Annotated in this window: 15 protein-coding genes; 11 read left to right on the forward strand and 4 right to left on the reverse strand. The window is 44.6% G+C overall.

The annotated features are described in order from the left end of the window. Nucleotides 1–10 precede the first annotated feature (10 nt). Both porV and V7Q33_RS05220 read left to right on the forward strand, forming a co-directional pair. Nucleotides 11–1,180: a type IX secretion system outer membrane channel protein PorV gene (gene porV / locus V7Q33_RS05215; RefSeq protein ID WP_333819118.1), complete on the forward strand. Its 1,170-nt coding sequence runs from the start codon at nt 11–13 to the stop codon at nt 1,178–1,180. Between the two features lie 6 nt (nt 1,181–1,186). Next, entirely contained in the window at nt 1,187–2,446 is a 1,260-nt protein-coding gene (locus V7Q33_RS05220; protein WP_333819119.1) for a M16 family metallopeptidase, read from the forward strand. Here V7Q33_RS05220 and V7Q33_RS05225 read toward each other — a convergent pair. Beyond that, nucleotides 2,424–4,160, reverse strand: coding sequence for an MASE1 domain-containing protein (locus V7Q33_RS05225; RefSeq protein ID WP_331974649.1), 1,737 nt, complete (start codon nt 4,158–4,160; stop codon nt 2,424–2,426). The two genes, V7Q33_RS05220 and V7Q33_RS05225, sit on opposite strands and share 23 nt — an antisense overlap. 230 nt (nt 4,161–4,390) lie before the next feature. On the opposite strand from V7Q33_RS05225, the gene V7Q33_RS05230 reads away from it, so the two are divergent. The 9 genes from V7Q33_RS05230 (at nt 4,391) to V7Q33_RS05270 (ending at nt 15,542) form a co-directional block, all read left to right on the forward strand. After that, complete coding sequence (locus V7Q33_RS05230) at nt 4,391–5,548, forward strand: formimidoylglutamase (RefSeq protein ID WP_331974648.1); 1,158 nt, start codon at nt 4,391–4,393, stop codon at nt 5,546–5,548. A gap of 56 nt (nt 5,549–5,604) precedes the next feature. Further along, a complete protein-coding gene (locus V7Q33_RS05235) occupies nt 5,605–5,766 on the forward strand; it encodes a hypothetical protein (RefSeq protein ID WP_331974646.1) in 162 nt (53 codons plus the stop codon). Nucleotides 5,767–5,947: 181 nt separating this feature from the next. After that, nucleotides 5,948–8,056, forward strand: coding sequence for a SurA N-terminal domain-containing protein (locus tag V7Q33_RS05240; protein ID WP_333819120.1), 2,109 nt, complete (start codon nt 5,948–5,950; stop codon nt 8,054–8,056). A gap of 59 nt (nt 8,057–8,115) precedes the next feature. Further along, a complete protein-coding gene (locus V7Q33_RS05245) occupies nt 8,116–8,379 on the forward strand; it encodes a DUF493 family protein (protein ID WP_331974642.1) in 264 nt (87 codons plus the stop codon). A gap of 272 nt (nt 8,380–8,651) precedes the next feature. After that, nucleotides 8,652–10,646: a S9 family peptidase gene (locus V7Q33_RS05250; protein ID WP_333819121.1), complete on the forward strand. Its 1,995-nt coding sequence runs from the start codon at nt 8,652–8,654 to the stop codon at nt 10,644–10,646. A gap of 34 nt (nt 10,647–10,680) precedes the next feature. Then, nucleotides 10,681–10,914 (forward strand): 4a-hydroxytetrahydrobiopterin dehydratase, encoded by a 234-nt coding sequence (locus V7Q33_RS05255; RefSeq protein ID WP_333819123.1) that lies wholly within the window; start codon nt 10,681–10,683, stop codon nt 10,912–10,914. A 65-nt stretch (nt 10,915–10,979) separates the two neighbouring features. Next, nucleotides 10,980–11,660 carry a 16S rRNA (cytidine(1402)-2'-O)-methyltransferase gene (rsmI, locus tag V7Q33_RS05260; protein WP_331974637.1) on the forward strand — a complete coding sequence of 227 codons (681 nt, stop codon included), beginning with the start codon at nt 10,980–10,982 and terminating at the stop codon, nt 11,658–11,660. Between the two features lie 150 nt (nt 11,661–11,810). After that, nucleotides 11,811–12,626 carry an inositol monophosphatase family protein gene (locus tag V7Q33_RS05265; RefSeq protein ID WP_331974636.1) on the forward strand — a complete coding sequence of 272 codons (816 nt, stop codon included), beginning with the start codon at nt 11,811–11,813 and terminating at the stop codon, nt 12,624–12,626. Between the two features lie 87 nt (nt 12,627–12,713). Continuing rightward, a complete protein-coding gene (locus tag V7Q33_RS05270) occupies nt 12,714–15,542 on the forward strand; it encodes a M16 family metallopeptidase (RefSeq protein ID WP_333819125.1) in 2,829 nt (942 codons plus the stop codon). A 233-nt stretch (nt 15,543–15,775) separates the two neighbouring features. Here V7Q33_RS05270 and V7Q33_RS05275 read toward each other — a convergent pair whose 3' ends face one another. From V7Q33_RS05275 to V7Q33_RS05285, 3 genes are all read right to left on the reverse strand, one after another. Beyond that, nucleotides 15,776–16,315 (reverse strand): hypothetical protein, encoded by a 540-nt coding sequence (locus tag V7Q33_RS05275; RefSeq protein WP_333819126.1) that lies wholly within the window; start codon nt 16,313–16,315, stop codon nt 15,776–15,778. 156 nt (nt 16,316–16,471) lie between these two features. Further along, nucleotides 16,472–17,002, reverse strand: coding sequence for a hypothetical protein (locus V7Q33_RS05280; protein ID WP_333819128.1), 531 nt, complete (start codon nt 17,000–17,002; stop codon nt 16,472–16,474). Between the two features lie 18 nt (nt 17,003–17,020). Beyond that, nucleotides 17,021–17,874, reverse strand: an 854-nt coding sequence (locus tag V7Q33_RS05285) for a hypothetical protein (RefSeq protein WP_333819129.1), incomplete at its 5' end; no start/stop codon positions are given.

Raw genomic sequence — 17,874 nt, forward strand, 5'->3', positions numbered from 1 at the left:
AAATACGTTAATGAACCTTAGAGTATTACTCGTCACTACTTTGGTGGCCGCTTCATTCCAATTCGGTTTCTCACAAGTTTCTACCCCTGGCAATTTGATAGGACAGGACAACGCTATAACAACGGCTGTTCCTTTCCTGGCGATTACACCGGATGCCCGCCATGCTGGCCTTGGTGATGCAGGTGTTGCAACATCGCCAGATGCAAACGCTGCTTACTGGAATGCTGGTAAACTGGCTTTCATCGACAAAAAATATGGAGGAACGCTTTCCTATACTCCCTGGCTTGGCAAGATCGTTAACGACATGTGGGTAGGCTATCTCTCAGGCTTTTACAAGATCAACCGCGAGCAGGCTGTTGCCGCTTCACTTAAATATTTCGACCTCGGCAGTATTACTTTCAATACAGGTCCTGACCCAAGTCAGATCATAGGAGAATTCAATCCACGCGAGTATGCGGCTGATATTACCTATTCACGCCTGCTTTCCGAAAACTTCAGTATTGGCGGAACCATCCGCTATATACACTCTAATCTTACCGGTGCATTTACACAAACTGATGCAAAAGCAGCCAGTGGTGCAGCGGTTGATTTAGGCGTTTACTATACCAAGCCGCTACAGGGAACCAGAAACTCTACGCTTTCCATCGGTGCCAATATCTCTAATATCGGAACGAAGATCTCTTATACCGATGCCCAGAACAAAGATTTTATTCCAACCAACCTGCGGCTGGGAACTGCCTATACTACTGAGCTCGATCCATTCAACAAAATTACCTTCATGGTAGATTTCAATAAGCTCCTGGTGCCTACACCCGATCCTAACAATCCCGGAGCTTCGCGTTCTAAATCCATCCTCAGCGGTATGTTCGGTTCATTCTCCGATGCACCCGGTGGCTTCAGCGAAGAGATCAAAGAGATTATGACTTCGGTAGGTGCAGAATACTGGTATAATAATCTTTTTGCCGCGCGCCTCGGTTATTTTAACGAAGCCAAGACAAAAGGAAATCGTAAGTATATGACCATCGGTTTAGGTTTCCGCAAAGACCGCTTCGGTTTCGATGTAGCTTACCTGGTGCCTACCAACAAGCGTGAACACCCGCTGGCGGAAACCATTCGCTTTACGTTGCTGTTCCACATTGCCGAGACACAACAAGAAAAAGACGAATCTGTTACTGATTAATTTCTGATGCTGAACCGTACTACGGCTCCTGCTTTTACCAGGACCACTGATTTTGAATTAATACTTCCCGAAGAACTGGTGCTGCAAAATGGCGCCAGAATTTTTTTTATTTCAGGCGGAACGCAATCCGTTATCCGCGTTGAAGTGCTTATAAAAGCCGGCCGTTGGCTGGAGCGTGTCTGGGGGGCTTCTTATTTCTCCGCGCAGCTTCTTTCAAAAGGAACATCTTCAAAGAAAAGCTTTGCTATAGCGCAGTTGTTCGATCAATACGGTGCGCACCTCGAAATAAGTCCGGGGCTTGACGTAGTTTCTGTATCCCTCTATACGCTCACAAAAAATCTGCAACCAACACTGGCCATGTTCCGCGAGTTGTTGCAGGATTCCGCATTTCCTGAAAAAGAACTTTCGCAGCTCAAGAGTATATATCTCCAGAATCTGCGGGTGAACCAGGAGAAAACAAGTTTTCAGGCTTCAAAGCTCTTTAGAAAAAAACTATTCGGAGAAAATCATCCCTACGGTAAAGAGCTGGAGGCTGAAGAAGTGCAGACTCTCACACGCGAGCAGCTTATAGATCACTATACATCTTTCGGAAAAGATTTTATTGTGATTGTATCCGGGAAAATTGATAGCGCCAGCCGCCAGAATATTATCGATGAATTCTCATCACTTTCGTTTATAGCAAGTCCGGAAAAGAATATAACAGCCCCCAATGTCAATGCATTGCATGAGCGGGTGAGTAAAGAAGGAAGCGTTCAGTCGTCTATACGCATGGGCAAAAAAGCTATTGCGCGCTCACATCCTGACTACGCGGCTGTACTTTTTCTGAATCACATTTTCGGAGGATATTTTGGCTCACGCCTGATGAAAAACATCCGCGAAGAAAAAGGCCTTTCCTATGGTATATATTCTTCCATCCACACGCTGCAGCACGATAGCTATGTGGTGATAGGCGCAGATGTGAATAACGAAAATCTTGATATTGCTTTCGAAGAGATTCGCAAAGAGCTGAAGCGTTTACGCACCGAACCGGTGGATGCCGAAGAACTTGAAATTGCACGCAATCATTTTATAGGCAGCCTGCAGGCAGAGATTACCACGCCATTTGCCCATGCCGATAAAATCAAGAACATGCACATGTTCCGGCTTCCCAAAAATTACTATCAGAATCTGATTCATAACATCGATAGCGTACAAGCTGATCAGTTATTGGATATAGCTTCGCGCTATTTTCAGGAAGGTGATTTTATAGAGGTATCGGTTGGGTAACGATCTCCGGTATCTCAAGCTGCACCGTTGTTCCCTTCCCTACTTCCGATTCGATATTGATGTTGCCGTTAAGTTTATCGATGGCTTCTTTTACAATATATAGTCCAAGACCGGAACCTGCTCCATCGTCAGTAGCGCGATAGAACATTTTATAGACATTCGGCAGGTGTTCTTTTTCAATGCCTTTGCCATTGTCTTCAATGGCCAGCTTGGCAAGGTGTTTACTGATGCTCACGTTTACTTTTATCACCGGGTCTTTGCCATTGCGATACCGTATAGCATTAGAGATAATGTTATTCAGAATTACTTTCAATCGCCAGCGATCGGAGAAGAACGGCTCATCCTGTTCTATATTAATGATGCGCTCTACGGATTTACCCGTGCTGGTAGCAAACTTGAGCTGATTGAATGTTTCCTCAATCAGCGGTTCAAATAAAATCTCTTCGCGCTTTACTTCGAGTCGTGAGTTACGAGACTGATCCAGTATCTCCTTGATGAAATGATCTTGCTGCAATGCACTCTTGTTGATCATATCAAGATACATATCTTTCATTACTGCATCTTTATCCATGCGGGCCAGGTTGATCAACCCTAAAACCGAAGCAATGGGAGCGCGCAGATCGTGCGATACACTGTATACAAAGTTATCAAGCTCTGTATTGCGCTTGCTGAGTTCCTGGTTGGTGCGCTGTAATTTTTCCTCCGCAGTTTTCCGGGTGCCAATCTCATCGTTCAAAGCCCGTGTACGATCCTGCACCATCACTTCCAGGTTCTCATTAAACTGCCGAAGCTGATGCTGCACATCCAGGCGTTCTTTTACGGTAGCAGAAAGTATAATGGTAGATATACTGATCACACCTATAAAAATCTGGAGCAGCAACATAGAGTTTGCCTCGCCTGCCAGCACAAACGGCCCGATGTTATTTACCGTAAAGTATATCGAGATGAGTGAAACGATCAATACACCGGCAATGGCCACAATAAGTTCAAACCGGAACGCCAGCCACAATAAAAAAGGAAGCGCCAGCAACGGCAGGGCACGTTGCATGGTCAGTGTGAGGTAATCTACCTGCAGCAGCAGATATATACCAAGTATACTTATGAAATAAATACTTACTTCAATAATCCGCGAAGGTGATAATGTTATTTTGATTTTACGGGCAACAGAGAGTATAAAAGGCGTAAACAACAATATACCCACCACGTTGCCGATCCACCACGAAATGAGTGTTTCATAGATATGCTCGCTGGATATAACAGCGTTGAGGTATAAACTTGCTGTACCTATACCGGCACCCGCCAGGCACATAAACAACGCCGTGAACAAAAATCGAAATGCATTCTTGGCATGCCGGAAAGGATATACATCGCGAATCCAGACTTTTACCAGATAATTACCGGCTACAGCTTCGAGTGTATTTCCCACAGCAATTACACTGCTTATGGTAATAATTGTCTGTGGACCGAGAGCCGGATTATTCCAATACGCCATAATGTTTGCCACCAGTGATCCGATGGTGATGCCTGGCCACACTGAGCGTCCGAGTAGAATAACCAGGGCAAAGGCTATACCCGAAGGTGGCCATGCGGGCAACGCGGTAGTATTTTCAAATGCAAGGAAATATCCGAGACGGGCAAAGAGATAATATAGCAGTGCCACCCCTATAATTTTGAGGTCGAGACTATATTTAAGCGGGAGTTTAAGAGTAGGCATTAATTATCTCACAATCAAACAAATATATACTATTAAAAAGCATTTCGAACAATATTGACAGAAAGAACCAACGTTCAGAAAGACAGACGGTCGGTTTTCGGGGTTAAACGACAGAGGGAGTATACACAGGCCCTGACAAACCGGTAAAACAACTCATTATGATCTTCTGTAGGATTCAGTAGACTCTATTGTCTGAATTTTTATCTTCACGAAGTTTTTTCAGACTGCCCATGGATCTTACCATTTTCTTTTCTCCGGTAGACGAGTCGTTGTATGGCAACATCAGCTCTTCGTCCAGTGTTTTCAAGAATATCAATGTATTCGGCGATAAAATGCCCGACTATAAAGGTGCACACATTGCCTTGTTTGGTGTGAGTGAAGAACGTGGATCGATTCGCAATGCCGGCACAGCCTCAGCCCCGGATGAGATCCGTAAGAAACTATATAACCTCAGGAAAGGAACAGGAGCGTATCGAATTGTTGACCTCGGCAATCTTAAACCGGGACACGATCTGGAAGAGACGTATGTGCGCATCAGTGAAGTATGCCGCATGCTGTTGGAGAGCAATGTGCTGCCCATCATTCTCGGTGGTTCGCACGACCTCGACTATGGACAATACTATGCCTATGAAACGCTTGAGAAACTGGTAAGCTTCCTTAACGTAGATGCCTTCCTTGACCTGGAAGACAAAGAGCAAGGTGCCAGCAACCAACATATACACCGCGTGTTGCTGCATGAGCCAAACTATCTTTTCAGCTATACACACCTCGCGTATCAAAGCTACCTGATCGACCCAACGTCGGTATCTATACTTGAGAAATTATACTTCGAAGCATTTCGCATCGGGCAGATGCGCACCAATATGCAGGAGATGGAACCGACCATTCGCAATGCCGATCTGCTCTCGTTCGATATCACGGCGATCCGCTCAGCCGATGCACCGGGCAATGCCAACGCACAACCTTTCGGACTTACCGGCGAAGAGGCTTGCCAGATATGCTGGTATGCCGGGCTCAACGAGAAACTGAGCTCACTCGGCTTCTATGAGTATAATCCTTTGTTTGATGACGTGCACCGGAAAACAGCATCGGTCATTGCTACGATGATCTGGTATTTTATTGAAGGATACTATCACCGGAAAAATGAACAGAACTTCCGGAGCAACGATTTCCTCAAATATTCAGTATCCATGCCGGTAGAGCCTGAGATCATCACTTTCTACAAAAGCAAGCTCAGCGAGAAGTGGTGGATGGAAGTGCCCTACCCCAATGGCCGGGAGCGCTACTCGCGCAATAGCATTGTGCCCTGCAGCTATAACGACTACCAGGCTGCCATACGAGGCGATGTGCCGGAGCGCTATATCAGCACGCTGGCGAAACTGATCTGAATATTTTTCTTTCTTTTGCCACTACGTTCAGGGCAAACCCTGAATGCATTTTACAAATGAAACTTCCTGATATACTTCTGCTTTCCCTGGCGGTGGCTTTCCTCATCATTGGTATCCATCAATTTATGGTACTGGGATTTGGCCAGGCTTACTGGGCTTTTATGCTCACATTATTGCTGTTCTTCATTCTGAACCTGCGGAAGAAAAAAGGCAAATAGGCCGGCAAACAGCACCTCACAACGAACGATTGCATCGCAGAGCCCGGATGTAAAGTGATTCAAACCGAAAGGCGCGATAAAATTCTGTTTTTCAGGGTTCTTGATCCGTTTTTTCTTTTTTAAGAAGATGTTTTTCTAATACACAGAACGGGTTAAATTTGCGGCTCTTTAAAAATTACTTATGGCATTTATTGGAACTTTGCGCAGCAAGATGGGCACCTGGGTGGTGATCTTCGTATTTGTTGCGATCACTGCATTCATTCTGGGTGATATCTTTAGCGGAAAATCAAACATCTTAAACTGGGGCCGCAATTCAGTAGGTGAAATCGGAGGAAAAGAAGTTTCCTACGAAGAATACCAGGCTGTTATTCGCGAGCGTGAAGCCAACTGGTACCTGAATACAGGTCGCGAACCCGGCGAGCGCGATATGCCTTCTATCCGCCAGCAGGCCTGGGATTTATTGATTGCCCGTCATGCTATTCAGCCACAGATCAACGATGCCGGAGTAGAAGTTACAGAAGATGAAGTTTGGGATATGATCCAGGGTAAAAATGTGGATCAGGGTGTAAAAAGCGCCTTCACCAACCAACAGACCGGAAAGTTTGAGGCCGATAAAGTAGTAGCCTACCTGAACCAGCTCAAGAGCATGCCTGAAACATCAGAACCACGCATACGCTGGGAATTGTTTCAGCGCGATCTGAAGCCAGGCCGCGAGCGCATCAAGTATGAGAACCTGCTCATTAAATCTTCTTATGTAACCAAGGCTGAAGCAGAGCGTGAATACCACCTCGCTACCGATGTTGCAGAAGTAAAATACCTCTACGTTCCATATTATGCCATCAGCGATTCAGCTGCAAAAGTTACCGATGCTGATTATGAAGCATTCTACAACAAGAACAAAGAGAAATATAAAACAGAAGCTACCCGCGATATTCGCTATGTAAGCATACCGGTAGTTCCTTCTGCTGACGACTCTGCTGCTGTAAATGAAGATCTTGCAAAAGTTGTTAACGAGTTCAAAACTTCAAACGAAGATTCAGTAACGGCTTCAGCCAACACCGAAGGTCAGAATCCTTATGCCAAATATTCAATCGGTTCACTGCCTGCTTTCCTTACAGAGGGAGCGCTTACCGAAGGAAATGTAATCGGCCCTGTATTGGATGGCGATACGTATAAAGTGGTAAAAGTTTCCAAAATCGCCACCGATACGGTTTACAGCGCCCGCGCCAAGCACATCCTGATCAAATGGACTGATACAAGCGAGGCTGCCAAGAAAGAAGCAAAAGAGAAGGCAAATAACATTCTGAAAGATATCAAAGGCGGAGCTTCATTCGAAGCGAAAGCACGTGAGTTCGGGCAAGATGGTACTGCATCACGCGGTGGCGACCTGGGCTGGTTCAGCGCTGGCCAGATGGTGAAGCCGTTCCAGGAAGCAGTATTTAGTGCCACCAAGACTGGCGTATTGAACAATGTTGTAGAAACTGAATTTGGCTATCACCTCATTGATGTTACCAATACAAAAACCAACAAAGCTTACTACCTCGCTATTGTAGAGCGCCAGATATTACCAAGCGATGCTACTACCAACGAAGCATTCCGCAAAGCCGAAACTTTTGCCGCTAACATTTCCAGCGTAAAAGAGTTTGAAGAAAAAGCAAAACAATCGGGTCTTACCGTACTGGAAGCTAAAAATGTAAACGCTGGCGACAGACGCATCGGTACGTTGGGTGAAGCCCGCCAGATCGTAATGTGGTTGTTCCGCGATGCATCTGTGGGCAAAGTATCACAGGTATATGACCTGCAAGATCAAAACGTAGTAGCCATTATGACGAAAGAAGTGAAGAAAGGCTACCGTCCGCTCGAAGATGTGAAAGATGAAATTACCGTAGCAGTACGCAACGAAGTAAAAAGCAAGATCATCACAGAGAAACTCAATGGTCTGAAAGGAACGTTGGAAGAAATAGCCGCCGGCTTTGGCAATGATGCCAATGTATATACCAGCAGCGACTTGAGGCTGAACAGCAACGCACTCCCTACCGTAGGTTTCGAACCACAGGCAGTAGGTGCAGCGTTCGCGTTGGAGAATGGCAAGCGTTCCAAGCCGGTAACGGGTGAGAACGGCGTAGTGATCATCGAAACGATCAACAAAACTATTGCTCCCGCACTGAACGATTACAACGTATACAAAACACAACTGGAACAAAATAACCAGAACAGAAGCGGCTATAGCATTGCCGAAGCGATCAAAGAAAAATCTGACATCGTAGACAAGCGCTATAAATTTTTCTAAGTTTTTTAAATCTTAACAGCACGCCTTGACCACCCGGGTCAGGGCGTTGCTTTTTGCGAATGGATCAACAGTGGCTCGATAATTTCAGAAATAAGCTTGACCAACACTATACCTGGCCATCGCTCTATATTTTTAAGTTTATAGTACCTTCGGGCAAAGAACCTGAAGTAAAAGAATTATTCCCGCTGCACACCGTTACCGAAAAACTATCCAGTCACGGGAAATATACCAGCATCACGGTGCAAATGATGATGCCCTCCAGCGAGGCCGTTATTGAAGTCTATGTGAAGGCTTCACACATCGAAGGCATTGTAGCGCTGTAGCCGTTACAGGTTAATTGTTATCCGTTACAAGTCCTGCATTTTCTTTGTGAACCTTTGAGCCTTCTTTGCGCTCCTTTGTGTAACTGGATTTTATTCCCCACACATCCCGATAGCAATTGATAGCCGGAGATGCAACCCGCACTCCCAGTAGCCTGAAGCCAGAAGCCTGCCGCCATTCCTACAATATCACATTTGCTTTCCGATAAAATTTTGTAAACTGGGAGTATAAATCAGCGCTATATACCATAGCTGTCGCTAAAAAATCATTACCCATGAAACGAACCCTCCTCCTTCTGCTTGTTTGCCTGTCATGTGCAGCGGTTGCACAGCGCCCCCTTCGTCCTTCTGATGTTTATAAACTAAAGTCGGTTTCCGATCCTCAGCTGTCACCGGATGGTAACTGGATCGCGTATGTTATTTCTACGCCTGACTCCGCGAAAGATAAATATGACAGTGATATCTGGATGACCAATTGGGAAGGAACGGAATCGCTGCGGCTTACAACCAGTGCGGAAGGTGAAAACAGACCGCGATGGTCGCCCGATGGCAAATATCTTACTTTTCTCTCATCGCGTTACGAGACTAAATCATCACAGCTATGGAAGCTCGATCGCAGAGGCGGTGAAGCTGTAAAACTCACCGAATTAAAATACGGCATCAGCGACTATATATGGAGCCCGGATGCAAAAAAGATAGCGCTCATCATTAAAGATCAGGAATCAGTTGACGATAAGGATAAAAAGAAAACAGCGCCTCCTATTGTGATGGATCGCTATCATTTCAAAGCTGATGGTGACGGATACCTCGAACGCAAGCGCGAGCATCTATACCTCTTTGATGTAGCCACGAAGAAACTCGACACGTTAACAAGAGGCGACTTTGATGTAGATAACGTGGTGTGGTCGCCCGACAGCAAGCAACTGGCATTCGTGAGCAACCGCACACCGGATGCAGACCGCAATGCCAACACCGATATATGGATTATGGATGCCGTAAAGGGTGCCACACTTCGCCAGCTTACCACATGGAAAGGCGCTGACACAAGCCCGGCCTGGAGCCCGGATGGTAAATATATAGCCTACCTGCAATCGCGCTTTGATGATTTTAATATTTATGATCAACCCTATCTGGCTTTGATATCCGTAACCGGAGGAACACCCTCCTTACTATCGCAAAAAGTTGATCGCGATGTAGCATCACCACACTGGTCAGGTGACAGTCAATCTATATATGTTGCTGTTGAAGACGATCGTACCAGCCACATTCACTCCTTCGACCTTGCCGGCAATCGCAAAGCCATTACCACTGGCGAGCAGGTATACTATACTCCGCAAGGCGGCATGAACAATCGTTGGGTGCTGATCTCCAGCGATCCGCATACACCCAACGAAGTATATGCCCTCGACAGCGGAAAGCCCAGAAGAGTCACCCATATACATGACGATTTTCTCAAACAGCTTAACCTGGCCGCTGTAAAAGGATTTAACTCAGTGAGCAAAGATGGAACGGTGGTAGGCGGTTTGCTCTACTGGCCTGCTGGTAAACCTGCATCCGAAAAATTACCACTCATTTTATGGGTACATGGCGGGCCTACTTCACAGGATGACTACTCATTCGATCTCACATCACAAATGTTTGCTGCCAAAGGCTATGCTGTTGCCAATGTAAATTATCGCGGCAGCAATGGTAAAGGTCTTGCCTTTAGCAAGGCAATTTTTGCAGACTGGGGGAATAAAGAGGTAATGGATTTACTCGGCGCTGTAGATCACCTGGTAAAGATTGGTGCCGCCGATCCCAACCGTCTTGGTATTGGCGGATGGAGCTACGGCGGTATATTAACCGACTACACTACGGCTAGCGATACACGTTTTAAAGCGGCAGCCAGCGGAGCCGGTAGCGCACTGCAACTCTCGATGTATGGCTCTGATCAGTATACGCTTCAATATGAAAAAGAGCTGGGCGTACCCTGGAAGAACCTTGACAAGTGGATGAAGGTATCGTATCCATTCTTCAAAGCCGACAAGATCAAAACACCTACCCTATATATGGTGGGCGAAAAAGATTTCAACGTGCCGGCTGCCGGTAGTGAACAGATGTATCAGGCATTGAAAACACTGGGCGTGCCAACGCAATTTGTGGTGTATCCGGGACAGTTTCACGGCATTGCCGTGCCAAGTTATCAGATCGATCGTCTTAACCGCTGGACAGCCTGGTACGATCAATATTTAGGCAATGGATTGAATCAGACCTTGCCGCCCAAAAAATAATGCTTACCTTTTTATACAACTAAAAGGATGTGTTATGGAATGGAAAAGCGAAAACAATAAACTGAAAAAGACATTCACGTTTAAAGATTTTACAGAAGCATTCGGGTTCATGACGAAAGTAGCGATCGTGGCGGAGAAGATGAATCATCATCCTACCTGGACCAACACGTGGAATACTGTTTCTTTCGAACTCTCCACACATGATGCCGGCAATATTGTTACCGATCGCGACCGTAAACTCGCGGACGCAATCGATAAGCTGGTCTAAGAGTTTATTCATTTTCTTTTGCTTAAACTATGCATTACCCATAGCATGGGTATATATTGCGTGCTATGTCTTTGCCATCGCTTTACATTGTGCCCACACCCATCGGCAACCTGGCCGATATAACACTTCGTGCATTGGAAGTACTCAAGTCAGTAGATGTAATTCTGGCGGAAGATACGCGCACCTCCGGCTTTCTGTTGAAGCATTATGCTATAGTAAAACCCCTGCAGAGTTTCCATAATTTCAACGAACACAAGATCCTTTCGAGCCTTATTGAACGCATGGAGAAGGGCGAGACCATGGCACTTGTATCGGATGCCGGTACACCTGGTATTTCAGATCCCGGCTTCCTGATTATCCGCGCAGCGTTGCAGGCAAATCTTAAGGTAGAATGTTTACCCGGACCAACGGCATTTGTTCCTGCGCTTGTAAAGTCCGGATTGCCATCCGATCGTTTTGTTTTTGAAGGTTTTCTTCCCCATAAAAAAGGACGACAAACATTATTGAAGCAACTTGCCGAAGAAGAGCGCACAATGATCTTCTACGAATCGCCCTATAGACTTGTAAAGACATTGGAGCAATTCAAAGAATATTTTGGTGCAGCGCGCAAGGCTTCCGTATCGCGGGAGTTAACGAAGATGTTTGAAGAAACCGTGAACGGATCGATCGAAGAAATTCTGAAACATTTTCAGGCGAAAGAAGTAAAGGGCGAGATCGTTGTCGTTGTACAAGGTAAGGGGAACTGATCCCCCAATGTGTGTATAACAATTCTGCGTAGCACGCTATACTTATCCGTTTGCAGAAAAATAATAAGCCATCGGGAAATTAATATCCTGAGCAGAAAGCATGTTTCGGGAAGCATCCTTATATTCACCATCTTAAAGTGAACACAAACCATGGCAGCGATAGACCTTAAAAATATTCAGCGCAATGTTAACGCTATCTGTGAAGAAGTAGGTGAGTTTATCCGTATAGAAGGCGCAAGCTTTGACCTCACACGCATTGAACAAAAAAACAGTTTCAATAATCTTGTATCGTATGTTGATAAAGAAGCCGAGCGAAAGCTCGTTGCTGCTCTTCACAAGATACTGCCCGAAGCCGGATTTATAACAGAAGAAGGAACCGTAGAACAATCAAAACAGAAAGAGTATAACTGGATCATCGATCCCCTCGATGGCACCACTAACTTCCTGCATGGCTTGCCCATCTTTGCCATCAGTATAGGACTAACCCGCGGCGATCAAACTATATTAGGTGATGTATACCACATCATTCGCAAGGAATGCTTCCACGCTATTGAAGGTGGCCAGGCCTATTGCAACGACCAGGTAATTCGTGTATCGCCTGTTAAAACACTGGGCGAAAGTTTGCTGGCCACCGGCTTCCCATATTATCACTCTGCTAAAAAAGATGTATACCTCGATATCATAAAAGAATTTCTGGAGAAGTCGCACGGCATTCGCAGGCTGGGTAGCGCAGCAATCGACCTGGCCTATGTTGCCTGCGGTCGCCTGGAAGGATTCTTTGAATATAATCTCAACCCGTGGGATGTAGCGGCCGGTACATTTATAGTACAACAAGCCGGGGGTACTGTAACCGATTTCCGTGGTGGTAATAACTTCATTTTCGGAGGCGAGCTTTGTGCCGGCAACAGTCATGTGCATCCTGAAATGCTGCAGCTCATACAACACAAATGGCACAATCATCAGTAGAGATATAGTCTTCACTATATCTCCATGGCATACACTATTGTACCGCATCATCGTTCCGAATCCAATATACTTTAAATATTTTGTTGCATGGCGCATCCCAAAACATCTCCATTAAGATTTATCCTATTTGCAGCTCTCCTGTTTCTTTACTGCGGTTCGCTGCAGGCACAGGGCAAGCTAAGTCAAAAATTACCAGTCGATCCCAATGTCAAGATTGGCAAACTTGCTAACGGACTCACATACTATATACGGAAGAACCAACGTCCTGAAAAGAAAGTAGAGCTTCGCCTTGTAGTCAATGCCGGTTCCATTCTCGAAGATGATGATCAGCAAGGCCTCGCACACTTCACAGAGCACATGGCCTTTAACGGCTCCAGGAATTTCAAGAAAAATGATCTGGTATCTTTCCTGCAAACGATCGGTGTAGAATTTGGTGCCGACCTCAACGCATATACAAGCTTTGATGAAACCGTTTATATTCTTCCAATCCCTACGGAGAAAAAAGAAAATGTAGAGAAGGGATTCCAGATACTGGAAGACTGGGCAAGCACCGTTGCTTTTGAGGGTAGCGAGATTGACAAAGAACGTGGCGTTGTATTAGAAGAGTCGCGCCTGGGAAAAGGAGCACAGGAGCGCATGCAGAAAGTATATCTCCCCAAATTACTCGAAGGATCGAAGTATGCAAATCGATTACCCATCGGTAAAGATGATATACTAAAAACGTTCAAATCTGATGCTATCAAGCGTTTCTATAAAGACTGGTATCGCCCCGACCTGATGGCCGTTGTTGTGGTGGGCGACTTGGACGTAACAGAAGCTGAGAACTATATTAAAGCCCACTTCACAAAACTTAAGAACCCAACCAAACAACGCCCGCGCACAGATATACCGGTACCAGGCCGCAAACAGTCAGAAGCGGTTGTTGTTACGGATAAAGAAGCTACCAACCATTTAATACAGATATATTATTCCACACAAAAGGCTCCGGTAGAAACAACAGTAAACGACTATCGTACATCGATGGTGCGCAGTCTATTCACCCGTATGCTTAGCCAGCGTTTGCAAGAGCTTACGCAAACTGCCAATCCTCCGTTTATTTTCGGTGGCAGCAGCCAGGGAGGATTTGTGCGTGGATATGAAGCCTATACTTCGTATGCTGTGTTAGGCAAAGGTGGTGTAGAACCAGCCATTGCCGCTGTAGCGCAAGAGAATGAACGCGCCCGCAAATTTGGCTTTACTCCAGCCGAACTTGACCGCACCAAGAAGACCATGATGAAAACCATGGAGCGCGCCTATAACGAGCGTGACAAGACTGAATCTGAAACGCTCACCCAAGAGTATATCGATAACTTCCTGGAGAAAGAACCGATACCAGGTATAGAAACTGAGTATACCTATTATCAGGAATACCTGAACGGCATATCGTTGGATGAAGTAAATCAATATGCAGCGAAAACAATTCCTCCTGCGGGGGCGAGTAAACTTGTTGTATTAACAGGCCCCGAGAAAGCAGATTTCAAACTTCCTTCCAGCGATGAACTGCTGGCGTTAACCGAAAATGCATCCAAAGCAGAAGTAAAACCATACGAAGAAAAAGCCATTGCCTCTTCACTGATGGAGAAAACACCAACGCCTGGCACCATCATCAGTGAAAAAGAAAATAAAGAGCTCGGCTTGACAGAGCTTTCATTAAGCAATCATGTAAAAGTGATTCTCAAACCAACTGATTTCAAGAACGACCAGGTGATCTTTGCCGGCACGCGTTTCGGAGGGCAATATCTTTACCCCGCAGAAGACCGCGACAATGCCGAGTTTGCTTCAACTGTTGTTACGCAGATGGGTGTAGATCAATTCTCACCGATAGACCTGCGCAAAGTATTGGCTGGTAAAAATGCAAGTGTAGCACCACGTATAGGTACTATATCTGAAAGTATAAGCGGGCAGTCCAGCGCTACCGATGTGGAGACATTACTTCAGCTTACCAATCTATACTTCACCAAGCCACGCAAAGACGATGAATTGTTTCAGTCGTTCGTTGCCAAACAGCAAGCTATGTACCAGAACATGGCGGCCGATCCGCAGTTTACATTCCAGGATTCTGTGTTCCATATACTCTACAGAAACCACGCGTGGTCGCCACGGGTGCCCAAAGTAGAAACCTTTAGCAGGATCAATGAACAACGTGCGTTGGAAATCTATAAGGAACGTTTCGGTGATGCTACAGGCTTCACGTTTGTATTGGTGGGTGCATTTGATATCGCCAAGATCAAACCGCTGATCGCTACGTATCTAGGCAGTTTACCGGCTACAGGAAAGACCTATACTTTTAAAGACGTTGGACTTCGCCCTGTAAAAGGACCGATGACAAAAGAAGTGAAGAAAGGCACTGAACAGAAAAGTCTTATTCGCCTGTTCTGGAATGGAGAAGCCCCTTACTCGGATAGCGAGCAACTAAAGCTTCAGGCATTGATCGAAGTATTGAATATAAAACTCATCGAATCGCTGCGCGAAGAACTGAGCGGAGTATATGGCGGTGGCATGTTCGGCAACCTCAACAAGTTTCCGTATAACAATTACTCAATCGGAGCAAGCTTCCCCTGTGGCCCTGAAAATGTTGACAAGCTGGTAAAAGCAGCGTGGGCCGAGATTGACAAGATAAAAGCCAATGGCCCTACCGAAGCCGACCTCAACAAAGTAAAAGAAACCTGGAAGCAACAATACGAGGTAAACATCAAAGACAACAACTTCTGGGCCCGCCAGATCATTCAAAGTATAGAATACGGCAGCGATGCCACCAACGTATTGAGCTATGAAAAGCGCATAAGCGCCCTTACAGTAAAAGACATTAAAGATACCGCCAACAAATACCTGGATGCAAAAAATTATGTACAGGTGGTGTTGAATCCGGAGAAGTAAATTTTAGATACTCTCAATTCTAATTAAAAAGCCAGTGGAACCTCCACTGGCTTTTGTTTTATGTTGCGAAGCGAGATTGTACCCTGAGGGTATATTTTAAAGCTTTGGTGAACCTGGGCCTGTTGCTTTCGTTAGTATTGAATACTTATTTGTGCAGATGCACTTTGCTTACAAAACAACCAACAAGATTAGCTCTATTGAGAGAATTTAATATGATTTACCGTAAAGAGATACTATTTCTTTTCAAAACCAATGTCAGTAGGAATATAATCCCAGATAACAATCAATGGTGGTAAAAGGAAGCAAAGCCCGGTATCTTCATTTCCAGATTCACTAATAAGTGCTTTGCTAAAATCACTTTTAATGGCTTTCAATATCATTTCACGGCTACTACTGCAACCTTCGCCTAAATGAAGTGACATCAATAAGACAATGGGATAACTATCTATTTTTCTTCCTTCGATTTCCATGGGGGTCCATAATTTTCTGGAAGAGTACGCGATTTCCTTTAGTGTCTGGCGAAGTGTATCTGTCATTTCTCCTGTAACAGAGATAGATCTAACATTACCATCCTTGTCGAGCATAATTTGAATAGAGCCAGTGACCCGTTCACATCGAGTTGTTAGCAAAGCCTTATGCTTAACCAACTCTCTATAGAGGTAATCCCTGAATGACAGGTTTTCCTTATCTTTAAACTGAGGTTTTAAAATGGTCTGAGCCACTCCTTGAAATATTTGGCAAGAAAGGAGGGTTATAAAAAAAAATCTTCTCATAAAGTACATTTTGTTCCAGCCGAGCTATCATAGTATTTATTAGTGATTGATATGAGTGAGGCCAAATCAAGGCCATATCTCGATATCAATTCATTAAAATAAGCAGGATCATATTCCATGATACTGCCGAATCCAGCTATATTTTACCTGATGGATTCAATTTTTCCCAGGGCTTAAATCTTGAAAGCCAGCCGGCACTACGTAGGTAAATGGATCTAATAGGAGACAGTTAACAAGTTCTTTCTCCTTTGGGTTCGACAGCATTTCTCTAAAATCTTTTTCTAATCCATAAACACGGTTCATATAACCGTCTTCATTGCACCCAAGCTCAATAGAAACATAGATAGGAAGTATGATAGGTAAACTATCAATTGCTTTGTTATTGATTTTCATAATGCTCCATTTAGAAGCTAAAATTATCTCATGCAATTTATCTCGAATCTCTTGCGGTATATTTGATGATACTTCTATTGCCTTGATATCACCATTCTTACTAATGTAAAATTGAACAAGCCCGAGGCTGGTATCGCAGGTTTTCGCAAACGATGAATCCGCTTTTAATAGTTCCGATAAAACATAGTTTTGAAATGAATTTTGAGTGCCTTTGTACTTTGGATATTCAATCTTTTGGCTGAATGAATATGAATAGGCAACTAAGAATATGGAGATCGCGATATATAGTTTCATATTTCTCTAAAATGTGATTTAATTACATGTAGATCCTTTTATACCATTACGATAGCCCTCAATTATTGACGTTACCTCCTCAACATTAGCAAATCCGTAGGATTGAACAAGAGATTCGAAATAAGGAGGATTATTTCGCATTACATCTCCTAGCCCACTCAGTGCCAAAGCATTGGCCGATTTAGCCGAAAGCAATGGAAATACCTCGTTCAATGCACTACTTAACCATTCTATATACTCGTGAGCCATCATAACATGTTGGACAAGTTTATCTCGATCCTCCTTATTTGCATCTAAATATGCATGAATAGCTTCATGGTAGATAACAGCCGTCATGTACTCAGAAGATGAGTTTATAAAATTGGGGTTCAAATATATAGTAACATTAAACGGGTTCTTTTCATTGGTTACACGTGTTGTGCCAGGTTTTTTACCTAAACCAGCATCCTCTTCAAAGTACAGATTCATATTTGGATTGGTGCCAAAAATACTTAGTATACCTTTATTTATATCATTAGTCAAATCTTTATTTACCAGATTCTTAATAGCCGTCCTTAAACAAGGAGACTTTACGTTATCATAAATAATATCATCATCTGGTATCACGACCACCGGCTTCTTCGCAGGAGTTTTAGCTCCACCACTTGCTCCGCCACTGTGTGCCTCGCCTACATACGTGCCCTCAACAGTCGGAGACACATCGTGATTCATATCATCGCACCAGCCCATGTTGAATGATACTGTGCAGACTGTTCCTGTTTCTACTTTTTGATCGTATTGGCAATGACATGGATAGTCTGTTACGGTTTGTACCTCATAAGTAGTTACACAAGTTTGCGTAACGCTTCGCAGACATCGATCTATGATTTGCG

It is taken from the genome of Ohtaekwangia sp. (genome assembly GCF_036786105.1).
Lineage (GTDB): Bacteria > Bacteroidota > Bacteroidia > Cytophagales > Cyclobacteriaceae > Ohtaekwangia.

Coding starts and splice junctions, on each gene's coding strand:
- V7Q33_RS05255 (WP_333819123.1), top strand. CDS start 10,681: ATGGAATGGAAAAGCGAAAACAATAAACTGAAAAAGACATTCACGTTT.
- V7Q33_RS05220 (WP_333819119.1), top strand. CDS start 1,187: ATGCTGAACCGTACTACGGCTCCTGCTTTTACCAGGACCACTGATTTT.
- V7Q33_RS05225 (WP_331974649.1), bottom strand. CDS start 4,160: ATGCCTACTCTTAAACTCCCGCTTAAATATAGTCTCGACCTCAAAATT.
- V7Q33_RS05280 (WP_333819128.1), bottom strand. CDS start 17,002: ATGAAACTATATATCGCGATCTCCATATTCTTAGTTGCCTATTCATAT.
- V7Q33_RS05245 (WP_331974642.1), top strand. CDS start 8,116: ATGGATCAACAGTGGCTCGATAATTTCAGAAATAAGCTTGACCAACAC.
- rsmI (WP_331974637.1), top strand. CDS start 10,980: ATGTCTTTGCCATCGCTTTACATTGTGCCCACACCCATCGGCAACCTG.
- V7Q33_RS05275 (WP_333819126.1), bottom strand. CDS start 16,315: ATGAGAAGATTTTTTTTTATAACCCTCCTTTCTTGCCAAATATTTCAA.
- porV (WP_333819118.1), top strand. CDS start 11: ATGAACCTTAGAGTATTACTCGTCACTACTTTGGTGGCCGCTTCATTC.
- V7Q33_RS05250 (WP_333819121.1), top strand. CDS start 8,652: ATGAAACGAACCCTCCTCCTTCTGCTTGTTTGCCTGTCATGTGCAGCG.
- V7Q33_RS05265 (WP_331974636.1), top strand. CDS start 11,811: ATGGCAGCGATAGACCTTAAAAATATTCAGCGCAATGTTAACGCTATC.
- V7Q33_RS05230 (WP_331974648.1), top strand. CDS start 4,391: ATGGATCTTACCATTTTCTTTTCTCCGGTAGACGAGTCGTTGTATGGC.
- V7Q33_RS05240 (WP_333819120.1), top strand. CDS start 5,948: ATGGCATTTATTGGAACTTTGCGCAGCAAGATGGGCACCTGGGTGGTG.
- V7Q33_RS05270 (WP_333819125.1), top strand. CDS start 12,714: ATGGCGCATCCCAAAACATCTCCATTAAGATTTATCCTATTTGCAGCT.
- V7Q33_RS05235 (WP_331974646.1), top strand. CDS start 5,605: ATGAAACTTCCTGATATACTTCTGCTTTCCCTGGCGGTGGCTTTCCTC.